9 protein-coding genes are annotated in these 20,414 nt (G+C 59.9%); 7 read left to right on the forward strand and 2 right to left on the reverse strand.

Translation table 11 applies throughout. The annotated features are described in order from the left end of the window. Positions 1 to 85: 85 nt before the first annotated feature. The 5 genes from WGT02_RS00860 to WGT02_RS00880 all read left to right on the forward strand — a co-directional run bounded on the left by WGT02_RS00860 (position 86) and on the right by WGT02_RS00880 (position 12,319). The gene (locus tag WGT02_RS00860) at positions 86 to 8,605 is read left to right on the forward strand and encodes a GH36-type glycosyl hydrolase domain-containing protein (protein ID WP_208249421.1); all 8,520 of its coding nucleotides are present in this window, start codon (positions 86 to 88) and stop codon (positions 8,603 to 8,605) included. A 112-nt stretch (positions 8,606 to 8,717) separates the two neighbouring features. After that, complete coding sequence (locus WGT02_RS00865) at positions 8,718 to 9,938, forward strand: OpgC family protein (RefSeq protein WP_024313238.1); 1,221 nt, start codon at positions 8,718 to 8,720, stop codon at positions 9,936 to 9,938. Positions 9,939 to 9,949: 11 nt separating this feature from the next. Next, positions 9,950 to 10,180 (forward strand): hypothetical protein, encoded by a 231-nt coding sequence (locus WGT02_RS00870; protein WP_024313237.1) that lies wholly within the window; start codon positions 9,950 to 9,952, stop codon positions 10,178 to 10,180. 112 nt (positions 10,181 to 10,292) lie between these two features. Then, entirely contained in the window at positions 10,293 to 11,327 is a 1,035-nt protein-coding gene (locus WGT02_RS00875) for an aspartate-semialdehyde dehydrogenase (RefSeq protein ID WP_024313236.1), read from the forward strand. Positions 11,328 to 11,500: 173 nt separating this feature from the next. Beyond that, on the forward strand, positions 11,501 to 12,319 hold the full coding sequence (locus WGT02_RS00880) for a lytic transglycosylase domain-containing protein (RefSeq protein WP_024313235.1): 819 nt from the start codon (positions 11,501 to 11,503) through the stop codon (positions 12,317 to 12,319). A 58-nt stretch (positions 12,320 to 12,377) separates the two neighbouring features. Here WGT02_RS00880 and WGT02_RS00885 read toward each other — a convergent pair whose 3' ends face one another. Next, positions 12,378 to 13,019 carry a carbonic anhydrase gene (locus WGT02_RS00885; protein ID WP_024313234.1) on the reverse strand — a complete coding sequence of 214 codons (642 nt, stop codon included), beginning with the start codon at positions 13,017 to 13,019 and terminating at the stop codon, positions 12,378 to 12,380. A 73-nt stretch (positions 13,020 to 13,092) separates the two neighbouring features. Next, positions 13,093 to 13,968, reverse strand: a complete 876-nt coding sequence (gene pdxY, locus WGT02_RS00890; protein ID WP_208249420.1) for a pyridoxal kinase PdxY — start codon at positions 13,966 to 13,968, stop codon at positions 13,093 to 13,095. A 253-nt stretch (positions 13,969 to 14,221) separates the two neighbouring features. Here pdxY and WGT02_RS00895 point away from each other — a divergent pair, with 253 nt between their 5' ends. Further along, positions 14,222 to 18,997: an NAD-glutamate dehydrogenase gene (locus tag WGT02_RS00895; RefSeq protein ID WP_024313232.1), complete on the forward strand. Its 4,776-nt coding sequence runs from the start codon at positions 14,222 to 14,224 to the stop codon at positions 18,995 to 18,997. A 27-nt stretch (positions 18,998 to 19,024) separates the two neighbouring features. Further along, entirely contained in the window at positions 19,025 to 20,413 is a 1,389-nt protein-coding gene (locus tag WGT02_RS00900; protein WP_208250526.1) for an MFS transporter, read from the forward strand. The last annotated feature ends 1 nt before the right edge of the window (position 20,414 follow it).

Genomic DNA, 20,414 nt, shown 5'->3' on the forward strand with positions numbered 1-20,414 from the left:
GCACTGTTCATGCGGCAGTCATATTTGGCAGTGCAAAAGGCTACGCAAAATCATCATAACTTTGTTTGGATCCAGAACCGAACCCATGTCAATTTCCGCCACGTCTCCGAGCCCGTCCCGCGAGTCCGAAACGAAGCAGATCGATCATAACGACTCGATCCGCTCAACGTATCTTTCCATCGAGGATATCAAGGCAATAGGCGCCTCCGTCGCCGCCCGCGGCGTCGACTTGCTGCCCGCTTTTGCGCCCTTCGATTTCTTCGCGCGGCATAAGGAAAACGAGAAGGAAATCCTGCGGGTCTACCGCACCACGGCAACGGACGTGGAATCGGGTGAAACGATCACTCCCGCAGCGGAATGGCTGCTCGACAACCACTACATTGTCGAGGAAGCGATCCAGGAAATCCGTCGGGACTTCCCGCGGCGCTTCTATCGGGAACTGCCGACGATCGACATCAGCGGTGTGCAGATTCCGCGCACGCTGGCGCTCGCGTGGCTTTATGTCGCCCACACCCACAGCACGATCTCGCAGCAAAGCCTGACGGCCCTCGTCGATGGCTTCCAGCAGAGCGAAACGCTGAGGATCGGTGAACTCTGGGCACTGCCGTCGCTTGTTCGCTATGTGCTCGTGGAAAACCTGCGTCGCATTTCGATCCGCGTCGAGCGCAGCCGTCGGTTGCGTCGACGCGCCAACGAGGCTGCAGACGAGCTTGTGCGGCTGACGGACCCGGGAAGGGCGGCCGAGTATCTTAGGTCGCTGGAGTCTCTTGCCGACGACAACACCTTTGCGACGCAGTTCCTCTATCGCATGCGCGACGGCTCGCAAGCGTCCAGCGTGGCGATCACATGGCTGGACGAGCGTCTTGAAGCCCTCGGCCGTGACACCGAAGAGGCGACGATGGCGGAACATAGCCGCCTGTCCTCCGGCAATGTCACGATGGGCAACATCATCCGCAGTCTTCGCGAGATCGACGACACCGAATGGTCGGTCTGGGTCGAGCAGGTGAGCCATGTTGACAAGCTGCTGTGGGACCATTCCGACTACGGTGATCTTGATTCCGGCTCGCGCAACAAATACCGCAAGCAGATCGAAAAGCTGGCCAAGCGCTCGCCACTGTCGGAAATGGAAATTGCCCAACTGGCGCTCGATATGACTGAGGAGGCGAGGGCCTCCGGCGAGACGCAGCCAAATGAACCAAACGTCGGTGGCTTTCTCACCGGTGCCCAACGGCCAAAACTCGAGGCGCGATCGAACTACCGCCCAACGCCGACGCAGCATTTTGTCCGCGCCGTTCGCCGATTCAATTGGCTGTCGATCGCCGCTCCGGTGATCCTGCTCACGATCATCGCGATGGCGGTCGTCGGCAAGTTCATGGCCAGTGCAGGCATGGGACCGCTGGAAATCGCGATCCTGCTGATCATGTTCTCGCTTCTGGCCTCCGAAGGCGCGACCGGTCTCTTCAACACCGTGCTGTCGTTCTTCGTCATACCGGCTCGACTGGTCGGCTACGAATTCAAGGAAGGCATTCCGGAGGAAGCACGCACGCTTCTGGTCGTTCCCTGCCTTATCTCCAACCGTGACAGCGTCGATGAGCTGGTCCGAAATCTCGAGGTCCACTACCTCGCCAACCCGCGCGGCGAAATCTACTTCGCGCTGCTCAGTGACTGGCCGGACAGCCAGGCCGAGGAAACGTCTGCCGATCTTGAGGTTCTGGACTACGCTCGCCGCGAAGTCGCAAACCTCTCGGCGCGCTATGCCTTTGATGGCAAGACGCGTTTCTATCTCTTGCATCGCCGCCGGCTCTACAATCCGTCCGAAGGTGCCTGGATGGGATGGGAACGCAAGCGCGGCAAGCTGCACGAATTGAACCTGCTGCTTCGCGGCGACCGTGATACGACCTACCTTCCGGGTGCAAATATCGTACCGGCAAACGTTCAGTACGTGATGACGCTCGATGCCGACACACGCCTTATGCGTGATGCGGTCACGAAGCTCGCAGGCAAGCTCTACCATCCGATCAACCGTCCGGTCATCAATCCGGCTACGGGTCGCGTCGAAAGCGGCTATGGCGTGCTGCAGCCGCGCGTTACCCCATCCCTGACAACAGGCAAGGACGCTTCGGTCTTCCAGCGCGTGTTCTCGATCAACCGCGGCCTCGACCCGTACGTCTTCACCGTCTCCGACGTCTATCAGGATCTGGCGGGTGAGGGCACTTTCACCGGCAAGGGCCTTTATCATGTCGATGCCTTCGAAGCGTCGCTGAAGGGGCGCATCGAGGAAAACTCGGTGCTCAGCCACGACCTGCTCGAGGGTTCGATGGCCCGTTGCGCGCTGGTCACCGATCTGGAGCTCGTCGAAGATTTCCCGATCCGTTACGAGGTCGAAACCTCGCGCCAGCATCGTTGGGCGCGTGGCGACTGGCAGCTGTTGCCGTACATGTTCAATCCGAAGCACGGCGTGACCGGGCTCGGCCGCTGGAAGATGTTCGACAATCTCCGCCGCTCGCTGACACCGATCGCCTGGTTCTTCGCCTCGGTGCTCGGCTGGTATTTCATGAGCCCACTCGGCGCACTCGTCTGGCAGATCCTCTTGATTTTCTGCCTCTTCGTCGCTCCCACGCTCTCGCTTATCCACGGCATCATTCCCCGCACCAGCGATATCGTCGCGAGGGCTCACCTTTACACCGTTTGGTCCGACATTCGCGCGGCCAATGCCCAAGTGGCCCTGCGGATCGTCTTCATCGCCGATTCCGCTTGCATGATGGCCGATGCCATCGGTCGCTCGCTCTATCGCCTGCTTTTCAGCCACAAGCTGATGCTGCAGTGGCGAACGGCAGCCAGTGTCCAGGCCGGCAAGCAGGGAACGATCCGGTCTTACTACAAGGCAATGTGGCACGCCCCGGTGCTGGCCCTTCTCGCGCTCGGCTTTGCCGCACTTTCCGGCGACAACGCCTATCTCGTCGGCGTTCCTTTCGCCCTTCTCTGGTTCCTGTCGCCACTGGTCGCCTACTATGTCAGCCAGTCTGCCGAGACCGAAGACCGGCTTGAGGTCGCCGATTCCGTTTCCAGCGAACTCCGCAAGATTGCCCGCCGCACGTGGCGATATTTCGAGACGTTCACGACCGCCGAACAGAACTACCTGCCGCCGGACAATGTTCAGGAAACGCCGCATGTGATCGTGGCGACGCGCACGTCTCCGACCAATATCGGCGTCTACCTGCTATCCGTCGTCTCCGGCCGCCATTTCGGATGGTTCTCCTTCGAGGAAACCATCGAGCGGCTCGAACAGACGATCGCAACGATCGACAGGATGGAGAAGTTCCGCGGGCACCTGTTCAACTGGTATCACACCGATACGCTCGAGACGCTTGGACCGCGCTATGTTTCCGCAGTCGATAGCGGCAACCTTGCTGGCCACCTCATCGCGATCTCGTCCGCCTGCCGCGACTGGGCGGAAGCGCCGTCAGCTCATATGCAGGGCAACCTCGACGGCGTCGGCGATACTGCCGGCATCCTTGCAGAAGTGCTGTCCGAGCTGCCGGACGATCGCAAGACGGTTCGCCCGCTGCGCCGTCGCCTGGAGGAACGAATCATCGGCTTCCAGAACGCGCTGGCCGCAGTCAAGCGCGAGCACGAGTTCGCATCCATTCGCATCATCAACCTCGCCGTACTGGCGCGTGATATTCAGAAGCTCGCTGCCAACCTCGACCACGAAGTAAAGTCTGCTTTGAGCGTCGAAGTCACGCGCTGGGCGGAGTCTCTGGTCAAGATCTGCGAAGCCCACATCTCCGACAGCACTTTTGATCTATCCAACATCGACGCGTTGCGTCCACGTCTGACTGCCTTGCGCGACAAGGCACGCGACCTCGCCTTCTCGATGGACTTTGGTTTCCTGTTCCGACCCGAGCGGCGCCTGCTCTCCATCGGCTACCGGGTGGAAAGCGGCGAACTCGATCAGGCGTGTTATGACCTACTGGCGTCGGAATGCCGCCTCACCAGCCTGTTCGGCATCGCCAAGGGCGACTTGCCGACAGAGCATTGGTACCGACTCGGCCGCCAGGTCGTTCCGGTTGGCTCGCGCGGTGCACTCGTCTCCTGGTCCGGCTCGATGTTCGAGTACCTCATGCCGCCGCTCGTCATGCAGGAGCGCGGCGGAGGCATCCTCAACCAGACCAACAATCTGGTCGTGGTCGAGCAAATGAACCATGCTCGCAAGCTGGGAATTCCGTGGGGTATTTCGGAAGCGGCGTTCAATGCGCGCGACCACAACCTGAACTACCAGTACACGAACTTCGGCGTACCATCGCTCGGCCTGAAGCGTGGCCTTGGCCACAACGCGGTTATCGCGCCCTATGCTTCGATCCTCGCCAGCCAGTACGATCCTGACGCGGCACTTGAGAACCTTCAGCGCCTGCGCAAGCTCGGCGCGCTCGGTAAGTTCGGCTTCCACGACGCCGTCGATTTTACGCCGACCCGCGTGCCCGAAGGTAAGACTTGCGCGGTCGTCTACAACTACTATGCTCACCATCACGGCATGTCGATCGCGGCCGTCGCGAACGTGGCCTTCAACGGCCACTTGCGCGAACTCTTCCACTCGGATCCGGTGATCGAGGCTGCCGAGCTCCTTCTCCAGGAGAAGGCACCGCGGGATATTCCGGTCATGAGTGGCAAGCACGAGTCCGATACGCCAGCCAGCATCCAGGACGACCTGTTGCGTCCTGAACTGCGCAAGATCTATGATCCGGCATCGCGCGACCGCGAGCTGGTCTTCCTCTCGAACGGCCACTACTCGCTGATGCTGACTGCAACCGGCGCCGGCTATTCCAGGTGGAACGGCCAGTCGGTCTCCCGTTGGAAAGCCGATCCAACCGAGGATCGCTGGGGTAGCTTCATCTTCCTGCGCGATACCGCAACCAACGAATGGTGGTCGGCGACCGCGGAGCCAAAGAGCGTCGAAGGCGAGCAGGTCAGGGTTCTCCTTGCCGACGAAAAGGCGGAGTTCACCAAGACCGTCGGTGACCTTACCAGTGAGGTCGAGTGCATCGTCGCCACTGAGCACGACGCCGAAGGCCGACGCCTGACGCTCGTCAACAGCGGAACGGAGGATCGCTTCATCGAGGTGACCTCGTATCTCGAACCGGTTCTGGCGACGGACGATGTCGACAACGCACACCCGGCGTTTGCCCGGATGTTCGTCAAGACGGAAATCGGCAAACGCGGTGACGTCATCCGCGTCGAGCGCAACAAGCGCGATCCGAACGAGCCGAACATGGCCGTTGCTCACCTTATCGTCGACAACTCCGGTTCTTCGCGCCACACCGAGTTCGAGACCGACCGCCGCAAGTTCCTCGGACGGGGACGCACCCTCTCGAATGCTGCCGTTTTCGACCCTGGCGCGACCCTTTCCGGCACCGACGGCTTCGTTCTCGACCCGGTTCTCTCCCTTCGCCGCACGGTCCGCGTGCCGCCCGGCAAGAAAGTCAGCGTCATCTTCTGGACTGTCGCTGCCCCGAGCCGCAATGAGGTGGACCAGGCCGTTGATCGGTATCGCCACGCGGACGCCTTCAACCACGAGCTCGTCCAGGCATGGACCCGCACGCAGGTGCAGATGCGCCATGTCGGCGTCACGTCGCAGCAGGCGGTAGCCTTCCAGCATCTCGGCCGCCACCTGGTTTATCCGGATATGTATCTGCGCGCCGATGCGGCCGCAGTCGCCGCCGGCATGCAGTCGCAGTCGTCGCTTTGGCCGCTGGCAATTTCGGGGGATTTCCCGATCTTCACCCTGCGCGTCAATGATGACATGGATCTCGACATTGTCAGAGAGGCATTGCTTGCGCAGGAATACCTTCGCTCGCGTGGCGTCACCGCCGATCTGGTCATCATGAACGAGCGCGCCTCATCCTATGCGCAGGACATGCAGCACGCCGTCGACCAGATGGCAGAAAACGTTCGCCGTATGGGTCAGGCCGATGGCTTGCGTCAGCACATTTTTACGGTCCGCAAGGATCTGATGGAAGAGTCGACATATCACGCCCTCATCTCCGCCTCGCGCGTGACCTTCCACGCCAAGAACGGCAAGATTATCGATCAGATCAATCGCGCCGTCGCGCTCTTTTCCCCAAGCAAGGAAGAGCAGCAGGAACTGGAACGCGCCGACCGGGCAAAGACGCCTGTCAAGCTGGTCGCCGCGGCACCCGCCTCATCGCCGTCAAAGGTGGTGATCGAGGAGGAAGGCGACCTTAATTTCTGGAACGGCATCGGCGGTTTTGCCGTCGACGGTCGCGAATATGTCGTGCGCCTTCCCGGGGGTCACGCGACGCCTCATCCGTGGATCAATGTGATCTCGAATGAGAAATTCGGCTTCCACGTGTCTGCGGAAGGAGCGGGTTTCACGTGGAGCGTAAACTCGCGCGATTATCAGCTGACCTCGTGGTCGAATGACGCGGTCATCAACCGCCCAGGTGAAGCGATTTACGTCGTCGATCGCGAGAGCGGCGCGGTGTTGACCCCGTTCGCGAGCCTCTCGGAGCGTCAGGATATTCGCTTCGAAGCACGACATGGTCTGGGCTATTCCGTATTCTCCAGCGTCCAGAACGAAATCGCGCTTGAGGTCACGCAAACCGTCGATCGCGAGAAACCGGTCAAGCTGCAGCGGATCCGGCTACGCAATACCGGCTCCAGACCAAGAAAGCTGCGGCTCTACGGCTACGTCGAGTGGGTTCTGGGCAACAACGCGCAGAAGTCTGCACCGTTCATCCTCTCTGAGCACGACGAGGAGACGGGCGCGCTGCTGGCGAGCAACAACTACAGCATCGATTATTCCGGTCGCGTGACTTTCTTTGTGGCCAGCGAGAAGCCATCGAGCTTTACCGCCAGCCGTCGAGAATTTATCGGCAAAACAGGTACGATCCAGACACCGCATGCACTGAGTTCGGTGGCCAACCTTTCCGGCACGACCGAACTCGACGGCGACCCGGCAGCGGTTCTGGCGATCGATATCGAGATCGGACCGGACGAGGAGCGGGATGTCTGCTTCTTCCTCGGCGAGACCGAGACGAAGGCCGAGGCGAGGGCGTTGATCAGCGATATCCGCAAGATCGCCTTCGAGGACGTTGTCCAGGCAAACCGTGCCTTCTGGCAGGGTTTCACTGGGAAGCTGCAGGTTTTCACGCCCGATCAGAGCATGAACAATCTGATCAATACGTGGCTGCCCTACCAGAGCCTTGGCTGCCGTATCATGGCGCGTACGGCCTTCTATCAGGCGAGCGGTGCCTTCGGCTTCCGCGACCAGTTGCAGGATACATTGGCATTCGTCATCCATGAGCCGTCGATTGCCCGCAAGCAGATCCTGAACGCCGCCTCGCGTCAGTTCCGTGAAGGTGACGTTCAGCACTGGTGGCTGCCCGGTACTGGCGCCGGCGTCCGGACAATGATCTCGGACGATGTTGTTTGGCTCGCCTACGCGATCCATCACTACTGCAGCGTTACGAGCGACAAGAGCGTCCTCGACGAGCAGCTCGCCTTCCTGGAAGGGCCGGCGCTCCTCGAGGGCCAGCACGATTCCTTCTATCTGCCTGAGGTCTCCGACGACACGGCGAGCGTCTACGAACACGCCGCCATCGCGCTTGATCTCGCGATCGCCCGGAAGGGAAAGAACGGGCTGCCGTTATTCCTTGGCGGCGACTGGAACGATGGCATGAACCGCGTCGGCATCGGCGGCCAGGGAACGAGCGTCTGGCTCGGCTGGTTCCTTGCGGGCGCGCTGCGCTCGTTCACCGCCTATGCGCGGGAGCGGGGCGACACGGCACGTGTCGAGCAGTGGACCAAGCACCTGGCAGAGCTTAAGGCTGCGCTTGAAACTGCAGCTTGGGATGGCGCCTACTACAGGCGTGGTACGTTTGACGACGGCAGCTTGCTTGGTTCGAAGGAAAGCCTCGAATGCCAGATCGACTCGATCGCCCAGTCCTGGAGCGTGCTATCCGGCGAAGGAGATCCGGCGCATGCTGCGAAGGCGATGAACTCGGTCTTGGATAAGTTGGTCGATCCCGAAGCGCGGATCATCCGCCTCTTTACCCCGCCCTTTGCTAACTCGGCTAAGGATCCGGGCTACATCAAGGCCTACCCGCCAGGTGTTCGCGAAAACGGTGGTCAGTACACCCATGCCGCGACCTGGGTCGTCATGGCGCTGGCCGAGCTTGGCCGCGGCGATGACGCTCTGCGTTGTTTCGAACTGCTCAATCCGATCAGCCATGCGCGTGACCCGGTTTCGGCGGAGCGCTATCGCGTCGAACCCTACATCATCGCAGCTGATGTCTACGGCGAGGGCACGCTCACCGGGCGCGGCGGCTGGACGTGGTACACGGGCTCGGCCGGGTGGCTCTACCGGGCGGTGACCGAGGGCATCCTTGGCATCCGGGTAAAGGACGGTTGCTTGTACGTGCGTCCGGCACTGCCGAGCACATGGGACGGCTTCTCTGCCGAGATCGAGCATGCGGGTGCTAAATATCTCATTTCGGTCTCAAAATCGTCCCATCCGAAAGGTTACGGTGTCACCATCAACGGACGCGAAGTCACCGATCCCGACGAGGGATATCCGGTCGGATAACAGCATTTTTCCACGCTAATCATCCGGCGATTCGTTGCGGCCAAAAGGGAACCCTTTTGGCCGCAACTGCGTTTGCAAAATCGGAAACAAAATCGGAAAGCAGGAGAAGTCCATGGCAATAGCGCTCGAAGGAACGATCAGCGCCAAGCAAAGTTCTGTGACGATAGCGACGCCGAAACGTGACACACGATTGGACGTTCTGCGCGGACTCGCGCTCATCACGATTTTCATCAATCATGTTCCCGGTCAGATTTTCGAGAACCTCACAACCAAGAATTTCGGCTTCTCGGATGCGGCCGAAGGCTTCGTCCTGATCTCCGGCATTGCCGTCGGTCTGGCCTACGGATCGCGCTTTCAGCCAGGGGCGTGGCTGCAGACGGCAACAAAAGCCACGAAGCGAGCATTCACGCTTTACCTGGCTCACATGATCACGACATTCATGACGCTCGCCCTATTTCTCACCGGCGCATGGATCTTCCATCGGCCCGGGCTTTTGTGTGAGATCAACATCCTTGCAGTCCTCACCAATTTGAAGGCCGGGATCCCCTCGTTGCTGCTACTCGGGCATCAGATCGGTTACAACAACATTCTGCCGATGTATGGCGCGTTGATGTTGATGGTCCCGATCATCCTTCTGCTCAATGCGGCAAGCCCCCTCCTTGCCCTCGCCGTTTCGGGCACTGTCTGGCTGTTTGCCGGCGTTTACGAGATTGCTCCGCATAACATGTTGATCGAAGGCTACTGGTTCCTCAATCCGTTGTCCTGGCAGTTCCTCTTTACGATCGGAATCGTCGGAATGATGCATGTGCGCCGCGGCGGCAAACTGCCGCAGCACCCAATTCTTTTTGCGCTCGCGGCCGCCTATATCGTGTTGTCCTTTGCCTGGGTTGTCGGTCAGCTCTGGAGCTTCGGAATCGCACTGACATCGCTCGGGCTGCCGCCCGTACTGACGGGCTTCGACAAGACGTTCCTGTCGTTACCGAGGCTGCTGCACGTTTTGGCGTTGACCTATCTCGTCATCAACATTCCGGCGATCTCACGCCTGCTTCAACGGTCCACGGACAATCCGCTGACCGTCCTCGGTCGCCATTCGCTGAGCATCTTCGTCGCCGGCACCATTCTGGCGATGGTTGGTCAGGTCGTGCTCTACATCAACAATCACGATCAGATCGCCGGGCCAGTCTTCGTGGTCATCGGCATCGCCATCCAGTTCGCCTACGCCTACCATCTTGAGCGCAAGCGCAGGCTTGAGATGGGGGACCATAGGAGATTGCCCGATCGAAGCATGATTCCGGTTCCCGTGCGCGTCGATCGTTGGCGGGATCGGCGCTAGACGCCGGCGGCATGAGGGCTGCTGGAAGACCGACCATCGGCCGCCACGCTGCCGCATCTGATCGCAAAAACCTTGACTCCTGTGGAAAACCTTTTAAGAGCAACGGCGGAAAAGGGATATCCATGGTTCGCGACGAACACGCCATTGCTGCATGCAATGACCTGGCACAAAATGCCGGGATGGGTACTGCCGTTCCGGTTTCTTCCAAAACCAAGGCCAAAACGACGACGAAAACCGTCTGACGTCTCTGGCCTGCCGCTCTCTCCCCGGCCCGGCTGGGGACAAGGAAGCCGCGATGTTTTCGCGCTTCCCCCTCACCGGATAAGAGGAGAGAAGAGAAAGAGAGCTTGAGAAATGGGTTTTAAAGTTGCAGTTGCGGGAGCGACCGGAAATGTTGGCCGGGAAATGCTCAACATCCTCTCCGAGCGCGGTTTCCCTGCCGACGAAGTCGTAGCGCTTGCGTCTGCGCGTTCGCAGGGCACTGAAGTTTCCTACGGCGACAAGACGCTGAAGGTCTCCAACCTTGAAAATTACGACTTCTCCGATACCGACATCTGCCTGATGTCGGCCGGCGGCGAGGTTTCCAAGAAGTGGTCGCCCAAGATTGGCGCCCAAGGCTGCGTCGTCATCGACAACTCGTCGGCATGGCGCTACGACGCGGACGTGCCGCTGATCGTTCCGGAAGTCAACCCGGACGCAATTGCCCAATTCAACAAGCGCAACATCATTGCCAACCCGAACTGCTCGACTGCACAGCTCGTCGTGGCGCTCAAGCCGCTGCACGACTTCGCCAAGATCAAGCGCGTGGTCGTTTCGACCTATCAGTCCGTTTCCGGCGCCGGCAAGGACGGCATGGACGAGCTGTTCAACCAAACGCGCGCCGTCTTCGTCGCGGATCCGATCGAGAACAAGAAGTTCACGAAGCGCATTGCCTTCAACGTCATCCCCCACATCGACAGCTTCATGGAAGACGGTTACACGAAGGAAGAGTGGAAGGTTCTCGCCGAGACCAAGAAGATGCTCGATCCCAAGATCAAGGTGACCTGCACGGCAGTTCGCGTTCCGGTCTTCATCGGCCACTCTGAATCGGTCAACATCGAATTCGAGAACGAGATCACCGCCGATCAGGCTCGCGACATCCTGCGCGAAGCTCCCGGCTGCCTCGTCATCGATAAGCGAGAGAACGGCGGTTACATCACGCCGTACGAGTCTGCCGGCGAAGACGCGACCTATATCTCGCGCATCCGCGAGGACGCGACGGTCGAGAACGGCCTGAATATTTGGGTGGTTTCCGACAACCTCCGCAAGGGGGCTGCTCTTAATGCGATACAGATCGCCGAGCTGCTTATCAATCGCGGACTTGTGAAGCCGCGCAAGAAGGCGGCCTAACCAACTGTTAACTGTGATTTGTTAAGTCCCGCTTATTAAGATAGGGCTTGCTTGGCGCGGGTTTGCTGTTTTTGGCTTCCCGCGCTTGCCAATACAAAGATGGTGACAATATTGCCGAAAGCGGGCCGCTGGCCCGGTTTGAAGGCTAGTCAGATCGGGATCGGGGTATCTCCATGCGCATGACAAAATTATTGCTGGTAGCTGCGGCCGCCTGCATTCTCCACGCAGTTCCTGCAGCCGCCAAGGCCGCCCAGTGCGGCAACAACGGTGCCGGCTTCGATGAGTGGGTTGGCGAGTTCAAACAAGAGGCTGCGGCACAGGGTATCAGCCCCAAAACTCTTGATCGCGCCTTCGCGAACGTCGCCTACAACAGACCCACAATTGCCGCCGACCGCGGCCAGAAGAGCTTCAAGCTTTCCTTCGATGCCTTCATGCAGAAGCGTGGCGGCGCGACAATCATTTCACGCGGCAAGGGGATGAAGCGCTCCAATGCAGCCCTCTTTGCATCGATCGAGCGCCGCTTTGGTGTTCCAGCCGGCCCGCTGATCGCGATTTGGGGCATGGAGACTGGATTCGGCAGCTACATGGGCAACCAGCACACGCTGTCGGCCGTGTCGACGCTCGCTTATGATTGCCGGCGCTCTGATTACTTCACCGACCAGCTTTACGCAGCGCTGCAACTCGTCTCGGAGGGTTACCTCAGCCCGCAGGCGCGCGGCGCAGCCCACGGCGAGATCGGACAGACGCAGTTCCTGCCGCGCAATGTCGTGCGCTTCGGGGCCGATGGCGATGGCGACGGCCGCGTCGATATGGTTGGCTCACGCGCTGACGCGCTTGCCTCAACTGCCAACTTCCTGAAAGGCCATGGTTGGCAGGCTGGTGCCGGCTATCAGCCAGGCGAGTCCAACTTCGCAGCCATTGCCGGCTGGAACGCGGCGACGGTCTACCAGCAGGCAATCGCCTACATAGGCCAGCAGATCGACGGCAACTGAGAAGAGTTCAACGTACGCCAAGAGCGCCGAACCGAAGTTCGGCGCTTTTTATTTTCGCCTAGACGTCAGGGCGAATGAAGTCACGGGTTTCAGCGTCCATAACCCACAGCTCTCCGGTCGAAATGTCAAACCAGGCACCGTGAAGCGCTATCTTGCCGGCGTCTTCCAAGGCCTTGATGTCCGGAAACGTCCTGAGATTCTCGATCGAATTGCGGATCGACACGCGCTCGAGGGCGGTTTGGCGCTCGGCGAGAGTCATGACATCATTGGCGCCGATCTGCTCAGCCGCAGGCCTGACCAGCGACATCCAGCGTCCGATAAAGTCACCCGGCGACAGGGGCTCAGCATTCGGGTCCAGCGCCGCCCGAATACCCCCGCAACGGCCATGACCCATGACGACGATATCGGTAACCTTCAACACCTGGACTGCGAATTCCAGCGCTGCCGACGTCGCGTGGAAATGGCCATCCGGCTGATAGGGCGGCACCATGTTGGCAACATTCCGAATGACGAAAAGTTCACCGGGGCCTGCGTCGAAAATCAGTTCGGGGGCAGCGCGCGAGTCCGAACAGGCGACCACCAGCGTACTTGGGTTCTGGCCGTGCTCTGCCAGTGTCCTATAGCGATCGCGGGCGTCCGCATAACGCCCGTTCATAAAGTTGCGATAACCGTCCAGAAGGGTGCTTGGAAAACGCTGCATGATCTTCGATTACAGCCTACGCCCCCCAAGATCAATATCGCACTGCAAGATATGAAATGCGGGTGCGTGACCGTTACCCCTTGCGCCTTTGTGCCGGGTGCAACAAGCGTCGCATCTGGACCATCGCCATCGGCGTTGCCAGGCTCGACGAGTCGCTTGCCAGTGTCAATTCATCACTGCCCCGCTTCACGGCGCGAGCGAGCACCTCGTAGACGCTCGCCGTTGCAAGCTGAAGCGCCTTCTCATCCTCCATGCCGGACAGGAGCCGCGATAGAAACAGCGCCGCGAGAAGATCACCAAGGCCATTCGGCGGCTTGTCGATAAGGCGATGTTCCGCCAGCAGCGCATGGCGCCCCGAGAGATAGAGATTCCCTGTGCCGCCAGCCATCATGGGCACGGCGGAGGTCACCAGCATGCGGGACGGTCCCAGCGATAGGGCAGCATCCATGATCGCTGTATTGTCCTCCAGCGGAGCACCGGCGAGCCAGGCGAGTTCATATCGATTGGGCGTTGCAAGCGAAGCGAGCGGTATCAGATGATCCCTGATTGCCTCGGCCGTTGGCTGCGGCACGTAGAGACCGCCCAGATCCCCCATGACCGGATCACAAACATACAGCAGCTCCGGCTTCCGCTCCCGCAAAGCCGTCACCAGGCGGGCAACCGAGCGCGCCTGCGCGGCATTGCCGAAATACCCCGAGAGAACAGCCTTCACTTCGCCGATCCAGGGCGCGCGGACGAGATCGTCGATCGCCGCATCAAAATCGGCTTCCGCAAATGTGAGCCTTGTCGACGGGCCGTGACCGGGGTGCCACGGAAGCACGATCGTCGGCAGTGCCCAGACCTGATGGCCTAGAGTCTCTAGTGCAAAGACCGCCGCACGATTTCCGACGGAACCACGGACAACGTGGCTGGAGACAACGATGACAGTTCCTGCGGCGTTTTCCGACATGATGCTCCACTCGGCTTTCGATGAACGTTGATCTCCTTTTTGCGGCTTCACTGTCAACTGCTCTTCACACAGGCATGAAAACGTCGGCTCCGAGAAATTCCATATGTCTACGACGAAGCAAAATCTTTCGAAAATTTGCGTTCGGGTGGTCAAAAACGCATGAAAGCTGCCTCGTATTGCGCTCTTTTAGAGATTCTTTCGTCAAATCTTCTGTTACTTTGCGCTAAATCGAGGAGATGAGGGAGTATCTGCGATGGCTGGTCGAAACAATCCGAAACGAGAAAAACAGCTCGAAAGCGCGACCAAAATCGCGGCGGCAACCGGGGAAACCTCTCTCGATCCCGAGTTTTTGTTCGGCCGCGCGAGCGGCGACGATCTGGAACACTACACACCGGAAATGCTGGCGCTTTCTGCCGTGCATTCGGCAAAGGAATTAGCAGCCTGGGCGGGCAATTCGGCGCGCATCACCATCGATACCATCGCCGATGTGGAGCCCGACGGCGTTGCCGTTTCCATTCTCTCGGTCACCGACCACAACATGCCGTTCCTGTATGAATCGGTGATGGGCGAGGTCACCAGCAGCTATCGCGACCTCTATATGGCCGTGCACCCGATCCTAGTGCTGGAGGAAGGCAAAGCGCCGGAACTTTACTCCGCTGATCTCCCGAGCGAGCCGGTCAATCGCGTCAGCCATATCCAGCTGCACCTTGCGCCTCTGACGGCGGCCCAGGCCGCCGACCTCATCAAGCGGGTGAAGACCGTGGTCGAGCAGGTGCGCGTGACGGTGTCCGACTGGAGGCCTATGCTGGAGAGGCTCGGAACGGTGATCGATGAGCTTTCCGCTTACAAATCCAGCCGTAGGAAGGCGGAACGGGATGAAGCGCTTGCCTTTCTGACGTGGCTACGCGATGCAAACTTCACGTTCCTCGGGATGCGAGAATATGTCTACTCCGGAAAAGGCGCCAGCGCGAAGGTGGAGCGGGACAAGGGCACCGGTCTCGGCATTCTCTCGAACCCCGACGTGCTTGTTTTGCGCACCGGCAAGGACGCTGTTACGACAACACCGGAAATCCTGGCATTCCTGGATGGCCCGGATTTCCTGATCGTTACCAAAGCCAACGTGAAGTCGATCGTCCATCGCCGCGCCTATATGGACTATGTCGGGGTCAAGCGCTTTGACGCCGACGGGAATGTGACCGGCGAGTTGCGCATTGTCGGCCTCTTCACCTCGACCGCCTACACATCCCTCGCCAGCGATATCCCGCTGCTCCGCTCCAAAATCGAGCGGGTGAAGGAACACTTCGGCTTCGACCCGATGAGCCACTCGGGCCGTATGCTGGACAACACGCTGGAATCCTATCCGCGCGACGACCTCTTCCAGATCGACACGATGCTCCTGGCCGGGTTCGCTGAGCAGATCAACGATCTCGCCGACCGGCCGCGAGTCCGCGTCCTGCCCCGCATCGATCATTTCGACCGTTTCGTTTCAGTGATCGTTTACGTGCCGCGCGAAGAGTACGATTCGATCGTGCGTGAGAAGATCGGAGCCTATCTGAAGACCGTCTATGATGGCCGTGTCTCGGCTTACTACCCGGCCTTTCCTGAAGGCGGCGTTGCCCGCGTCCACTTCATCATTGGCCGGTCCTGGGGCAAGACGCCACGCGTGCCACAGGCAAAGCTAGAGGAAGCTATTCGCGCCATCACCGCACGCTGGGATGATCGCTTCGAAACCCTTGCCGGGCCGAAGGCGCCACGCCTGCAGGTCAGTCACGCTTTTCAGGATCTCTTCACGCCGGAAGAGACCTTTGGCGATCTGGGGGACATTGCTGCATGCGCAGCCGGAGAACCGATCCGTATCACTTTTTACACGCGACAGAAGGACGGCGTTGAACTGCTGTGCCTGAAGATCTTTCACTCTGGTGGCCAACTCGCCTTGTCCCGCCGCGTCCCATTGCTTGAGAATCTGGGTTTCAACGTCATCAGCGAAGGAACCTTCGATATCGATGTGACCCTGCCCGGCGGCTCGGAGAAGCTGGTCGTGCTGCATGACATGGAGCTCGAAGCTCGAGGCGGCATTGAAATCGACCTCCACCGACATGGAGCGACGTTGGAGGAAGCCTTCCTCGCAGCTTTCAGCGGAGTCATCGACAATGACAACTTCAACCGGCTGATCGTCTCGGCGGGACTGACCGCGCGCGAAACCAGCGTGCTTCGCGCCTACGCACGTTATCTGCGCCAAGCGGGTATTCCTTACTCGCTGGACTATATCGCAACGACGCTTGACAAATATCCGGCAATCGCGGCGATGGCCTTCCGGCTATTCCACGACACGCTCGATCCCAAGATCACCGACAAGACGCGGATGAAGAAGGTGAGCGAACAGCATGAAAAGATAGAGGCGGCGCTTTCCGACGTTCCGAGCCTTGATGACGATCGAATCCTGCGCCGCTACGTCAACGTCGTGGACGCGACACTGAGGACCAACTACTTCCAGCGCAATCAAGACGGCTCACCGAAGGCGATGCTGGCTTTCAAGCTTGACCCGCATCTGGTCGACGGATTGCCCGAACCACGGCCGTTCCGCGAGATGTTCGTCTATGGCGTCGAAGTCGAAGGCGTACACCTGCGCTTCGGCAAGGTGGCGCGTGGCGGCCTGCGTTGGTCCGACCGTGCTGAAGACTATCGAACCGAAGTGCTGGGGCTTGTGAAAGCGCAACAGGTCAAAAACGCGGTCATCGTGCCGGTTGGCGCGAAAGGTGGCTTCTATCCGAAGAAGCTCCCGGTCGGCGGCAGCCGCGACGAGATCTTCAACGCCGGTCGCGAAGCTTACAAGACCTATATTCGCACGCTGCTGTCGATCACCGACAACATCAGTGGCGCCGATATCGTGCCGCCGAAGGACACGGTAAGGCTCGACGGCGACGACCCCTATTTTGTCGTGGCAGCCGACAAGGGGACCGCAACCTTCTCGGATACCGCCAACGCTCTCGCGCAGGAAGCTGGCTTCTGGCTTGACGATGCCTTCGCGTCAGGCGGCTCGGCTGGGTACGACCACAAGAAGATGGGCATTACTGCACGCGGCGCCTGGGAAACGGTGAAGCGACATTTCCGTGAAATGGACATCGACATCCAGACCACGCCGTTTACGGTTGCAGGCGTCGGTGACATGTCCGGCGACGTGTTTGGCAACGGCATGCTGTTGTCGCCAAAAATCCGGTTGGTCGCCGCTTTCGACCACCGCGACATCTTCATCGATCCCGATCCGGACATGGAAAAGGCCCTTGCCGAACGGCAGCGGCTTTTCAATCTGGCGCGGTCGAGCTGGCAGGATTTCGACAAGGGTGTCCTTTCGAAGGGCGCCATGATCATTTCGCGATCGGCAAAGTCCGTCACACTGACGCCCGAAGCGGTGGCTGCGATCGGCATCGACAGGGCCGTGGCAACGCCGTTCGAGATCATCACGGCCATTTTGAAGAGCCCGGTCGATCTGCTCTGGTTCGGCGGTATCGGCACTTACGTCAAAGCGCCGTCAGAAACAGACGCCGAGGTCGGCGACCGTGCCAATGACCCCATTCGGGTAGCGGCGGAAGACGTGCGCGCCAAGGTGATCGGCGAGGGCGCAAATCTTGGTGTCACGCAGAAAGGCCGTATCGCCTACGGACTGAGGGGCGGGCGCTGCAATTCCGACGCGATTGACAATTCAGCCGGCGTCAACACGTCAGACGTCGAGGTCAACATCAAGATCGCGCTTGCCGCTGCGATGCACGATAATCGTCTCACGCGGGCAAAGCGCGACCAGCTGCTGTCATCGATGACGGAGGAAGTCGGAAAGCTTGTGCTCAGGAACAACTATTTGCAGTCTCTGGCGATTTCGCTGATTGAGCGCAAGGGCACAGCCAACGGGCTGGAACTTGCCCGGCTCATGACGGTGTTCGAAGGCGCCAAGCAATTGAACCGCAAGGTGGAGACGCTACCCGACGATACGGTCCTTGCCGAGCGCTATGCGGCAGGCAAGCCACTGACCCGACCCGAGATCGGCGTTCTACTTTCCTATGCCAAGATCGTGTTGTTCGATGCCCTGGCAGCCAGCGATTTGCCTGACGATCCCTATTTCGCTGCGACGCTTTCGAACTACTTCCCCGCAAAGATGCGGAAGACGAACGCGTCTGACATCGACGCCCATCGTCTGAAACGCGAGATCATTGCGACCGTGCTCGCCAACGAGGCCATCAACCGAGGTGGCCCCGGCTTCGCCGTCAGCATGATGGATGCCACAGCGGCATCCGCGCCTGAGGTCGTTCGGGCGGCAATCATCGCCCGTGACGGCTTTGATCTCGGACGGCTTTGGACGGAAACGGATGCATTGGACGGCAAGATTGGCGGCCAGATGCAGAACCGCATCTACGAGGAAATCAGCCACACGTTCACGCTGCTGACGCGCCTCCTTCTGAAGACACAGATGGCCAAGGGCGATATGGCCGCAACGATCGAAGGACTTCAGACTGCCCTGAAGAAGCTCAAGCCGATTTTCGCCAACCAGACGGTGCCAGAGCTCGAGGCGCGCCAGCAGGAATATCGCGACGCCGGCGTGCCCGATAAGCTGGCCGCCGAGATCTCAGGGCTGCTCGGCTTTGCGCTCGTGCCCGAGATCATGCAGATCGCCGAACGCACGGGCGAACCGCTGGCTCGCGCCGCGGAAAGCTATTTTGCCGTCTCCCAGACCTTCCGGATCGGACGGTTGCTCGCCGCCGGATCGCGGATCATCACAGCCGACCATTACGAGAACCTGGCGCTGGCACGCAGTATCGACCAGATCGCCAGTGCGAGACGTGATATCGTCATTTCGGCACTTGCCAACCATGGGAAGGACAAGCTTCCGGTCCAGGCTTGGCATGCCGGCGATCGCGTCAGGATCAACCGGATTGCAGAAGAACTATCCGGGTTGAGCGAGAGCGGCGATCCGAATCTTGCCCGGATCACTGTCGCCGCGGGTCTGTTGACCGACCTTGCGCGCGACGGGACGAGGTGACACAGTTCCGCTCGGAATCAGGAGCGGATTGTGAATCGCATCGACTGGACGGGAACTCAGCCGGCTAGGGCATCGGAAAAGGGCATCTGGGGCTGGATGCTCTTTGACTGGGCGGCCCAGCCGTTCTTCACAGTCGTGACAACGTTCATCTTCGGCCCTTACTTCGTGTCACGCCTGACGGTCGATCCGGTCTCCGCCCAGGCGATGTGGAGCAACATGGCGACGATCTCCTCGGTGATCATCGCCATTTTATCGCCCGTCCTCGGATCGATCGCCGACCAGTCCGGCGCGCGAAAGCCGTGGATCGCTTTCTTTGCCGTCATCAAGATTGCAAGCCTCTTCGGCCTCTGGTTTGCGGCACCGGGTTCGCCGCTGGTCTACCCAGTAACCTTCATGATCCTGGCGTCGATCGCAGCCGAGTTCTCGATCGTCTTCAACGACTCCATGATGCCGCGGCTTGTCAGCAAGGACGAGGTCGGCAAACTATCCAATACGGCCTGGGGTCTCGGTTATCTTGGCGGGATGATCGTCCTGATCGCCTTGGTGGTCCTGCTTGCGGGAAGTCTCGAATCCGGCAAAACGATTCTCGGTCTCGAGCCCTTGTTTGGTCTCGATCCACACCAGGGCGAGGATGCCCGCATCACCGGGCCGATCTCGGCCGTCTGGTACCTGATCTTTATTCTTCCGATGTTCTTTTTCACGCCCGACACAAGCAAGGGCCTTCCGTTCGGCACCGCCGTCCGTACTGGCCTTGCCGAGCTGAAAAACACGCTTGGCGAGCTAAGGCACCGCCGAGGCATCCTTCACTTCCTGATAGCACGAATGATCTATCAGGACGGCGTCAACGGACTGCTGATACTCGGTGGAGCGTTTGCCGCCGGAATGTTCGGTTGGGCGACGATCGAGATCGGGATCTACGGAATTATTCTTAACATCGTTGCGATTTTCGGCTGCATCATTGCAGGTCGGGTGGACCGGCACATTGGCTCCAAATCGACGATCATCATCAGCTTGACGATGTTGCTGCTCGCGACTATTGGCATTGTGTCGACGGGGCCGGGATACACACTCTTCGGCTTTTTCGAGCTGCCAACCGTCGATTCCGGCGGCCTCTTCGGGACGGCGGCCGAGAAAGCGTACATTGCCTACGGCCTGCTGATCGGCCTTGCGTTCGGCCCGGTGCAGGCTTCATCGAGGTCCTACCTCGCGCGGAGCGTAAGCCTGAACGAGGCGGGCCGCTATTTCGGCATCTATGCGCTTTCGGGACGCGCCACGAGCTTCATGGCGACGCTGTTGTTTTCCGCCGTGACCTACATGACTGGCTCGTCGCGGCTCGGAATGGCAACGCTTGTGCTCTTCCTGGCCGCCGGGCTCGTCCTGCTTGTCCGAACGCCCTATCCTGCAGACAGGGCGTAAC

The organism is Rhizobium sp. T1470 (assembly GCF_042140505.1).
Lineage (GTDB): Bacteria > Pseudomonadota > Alphaproteobacteria > Rhizobiales > Rhizobiaceae > Rhizobium > Rhizobium favelukesii.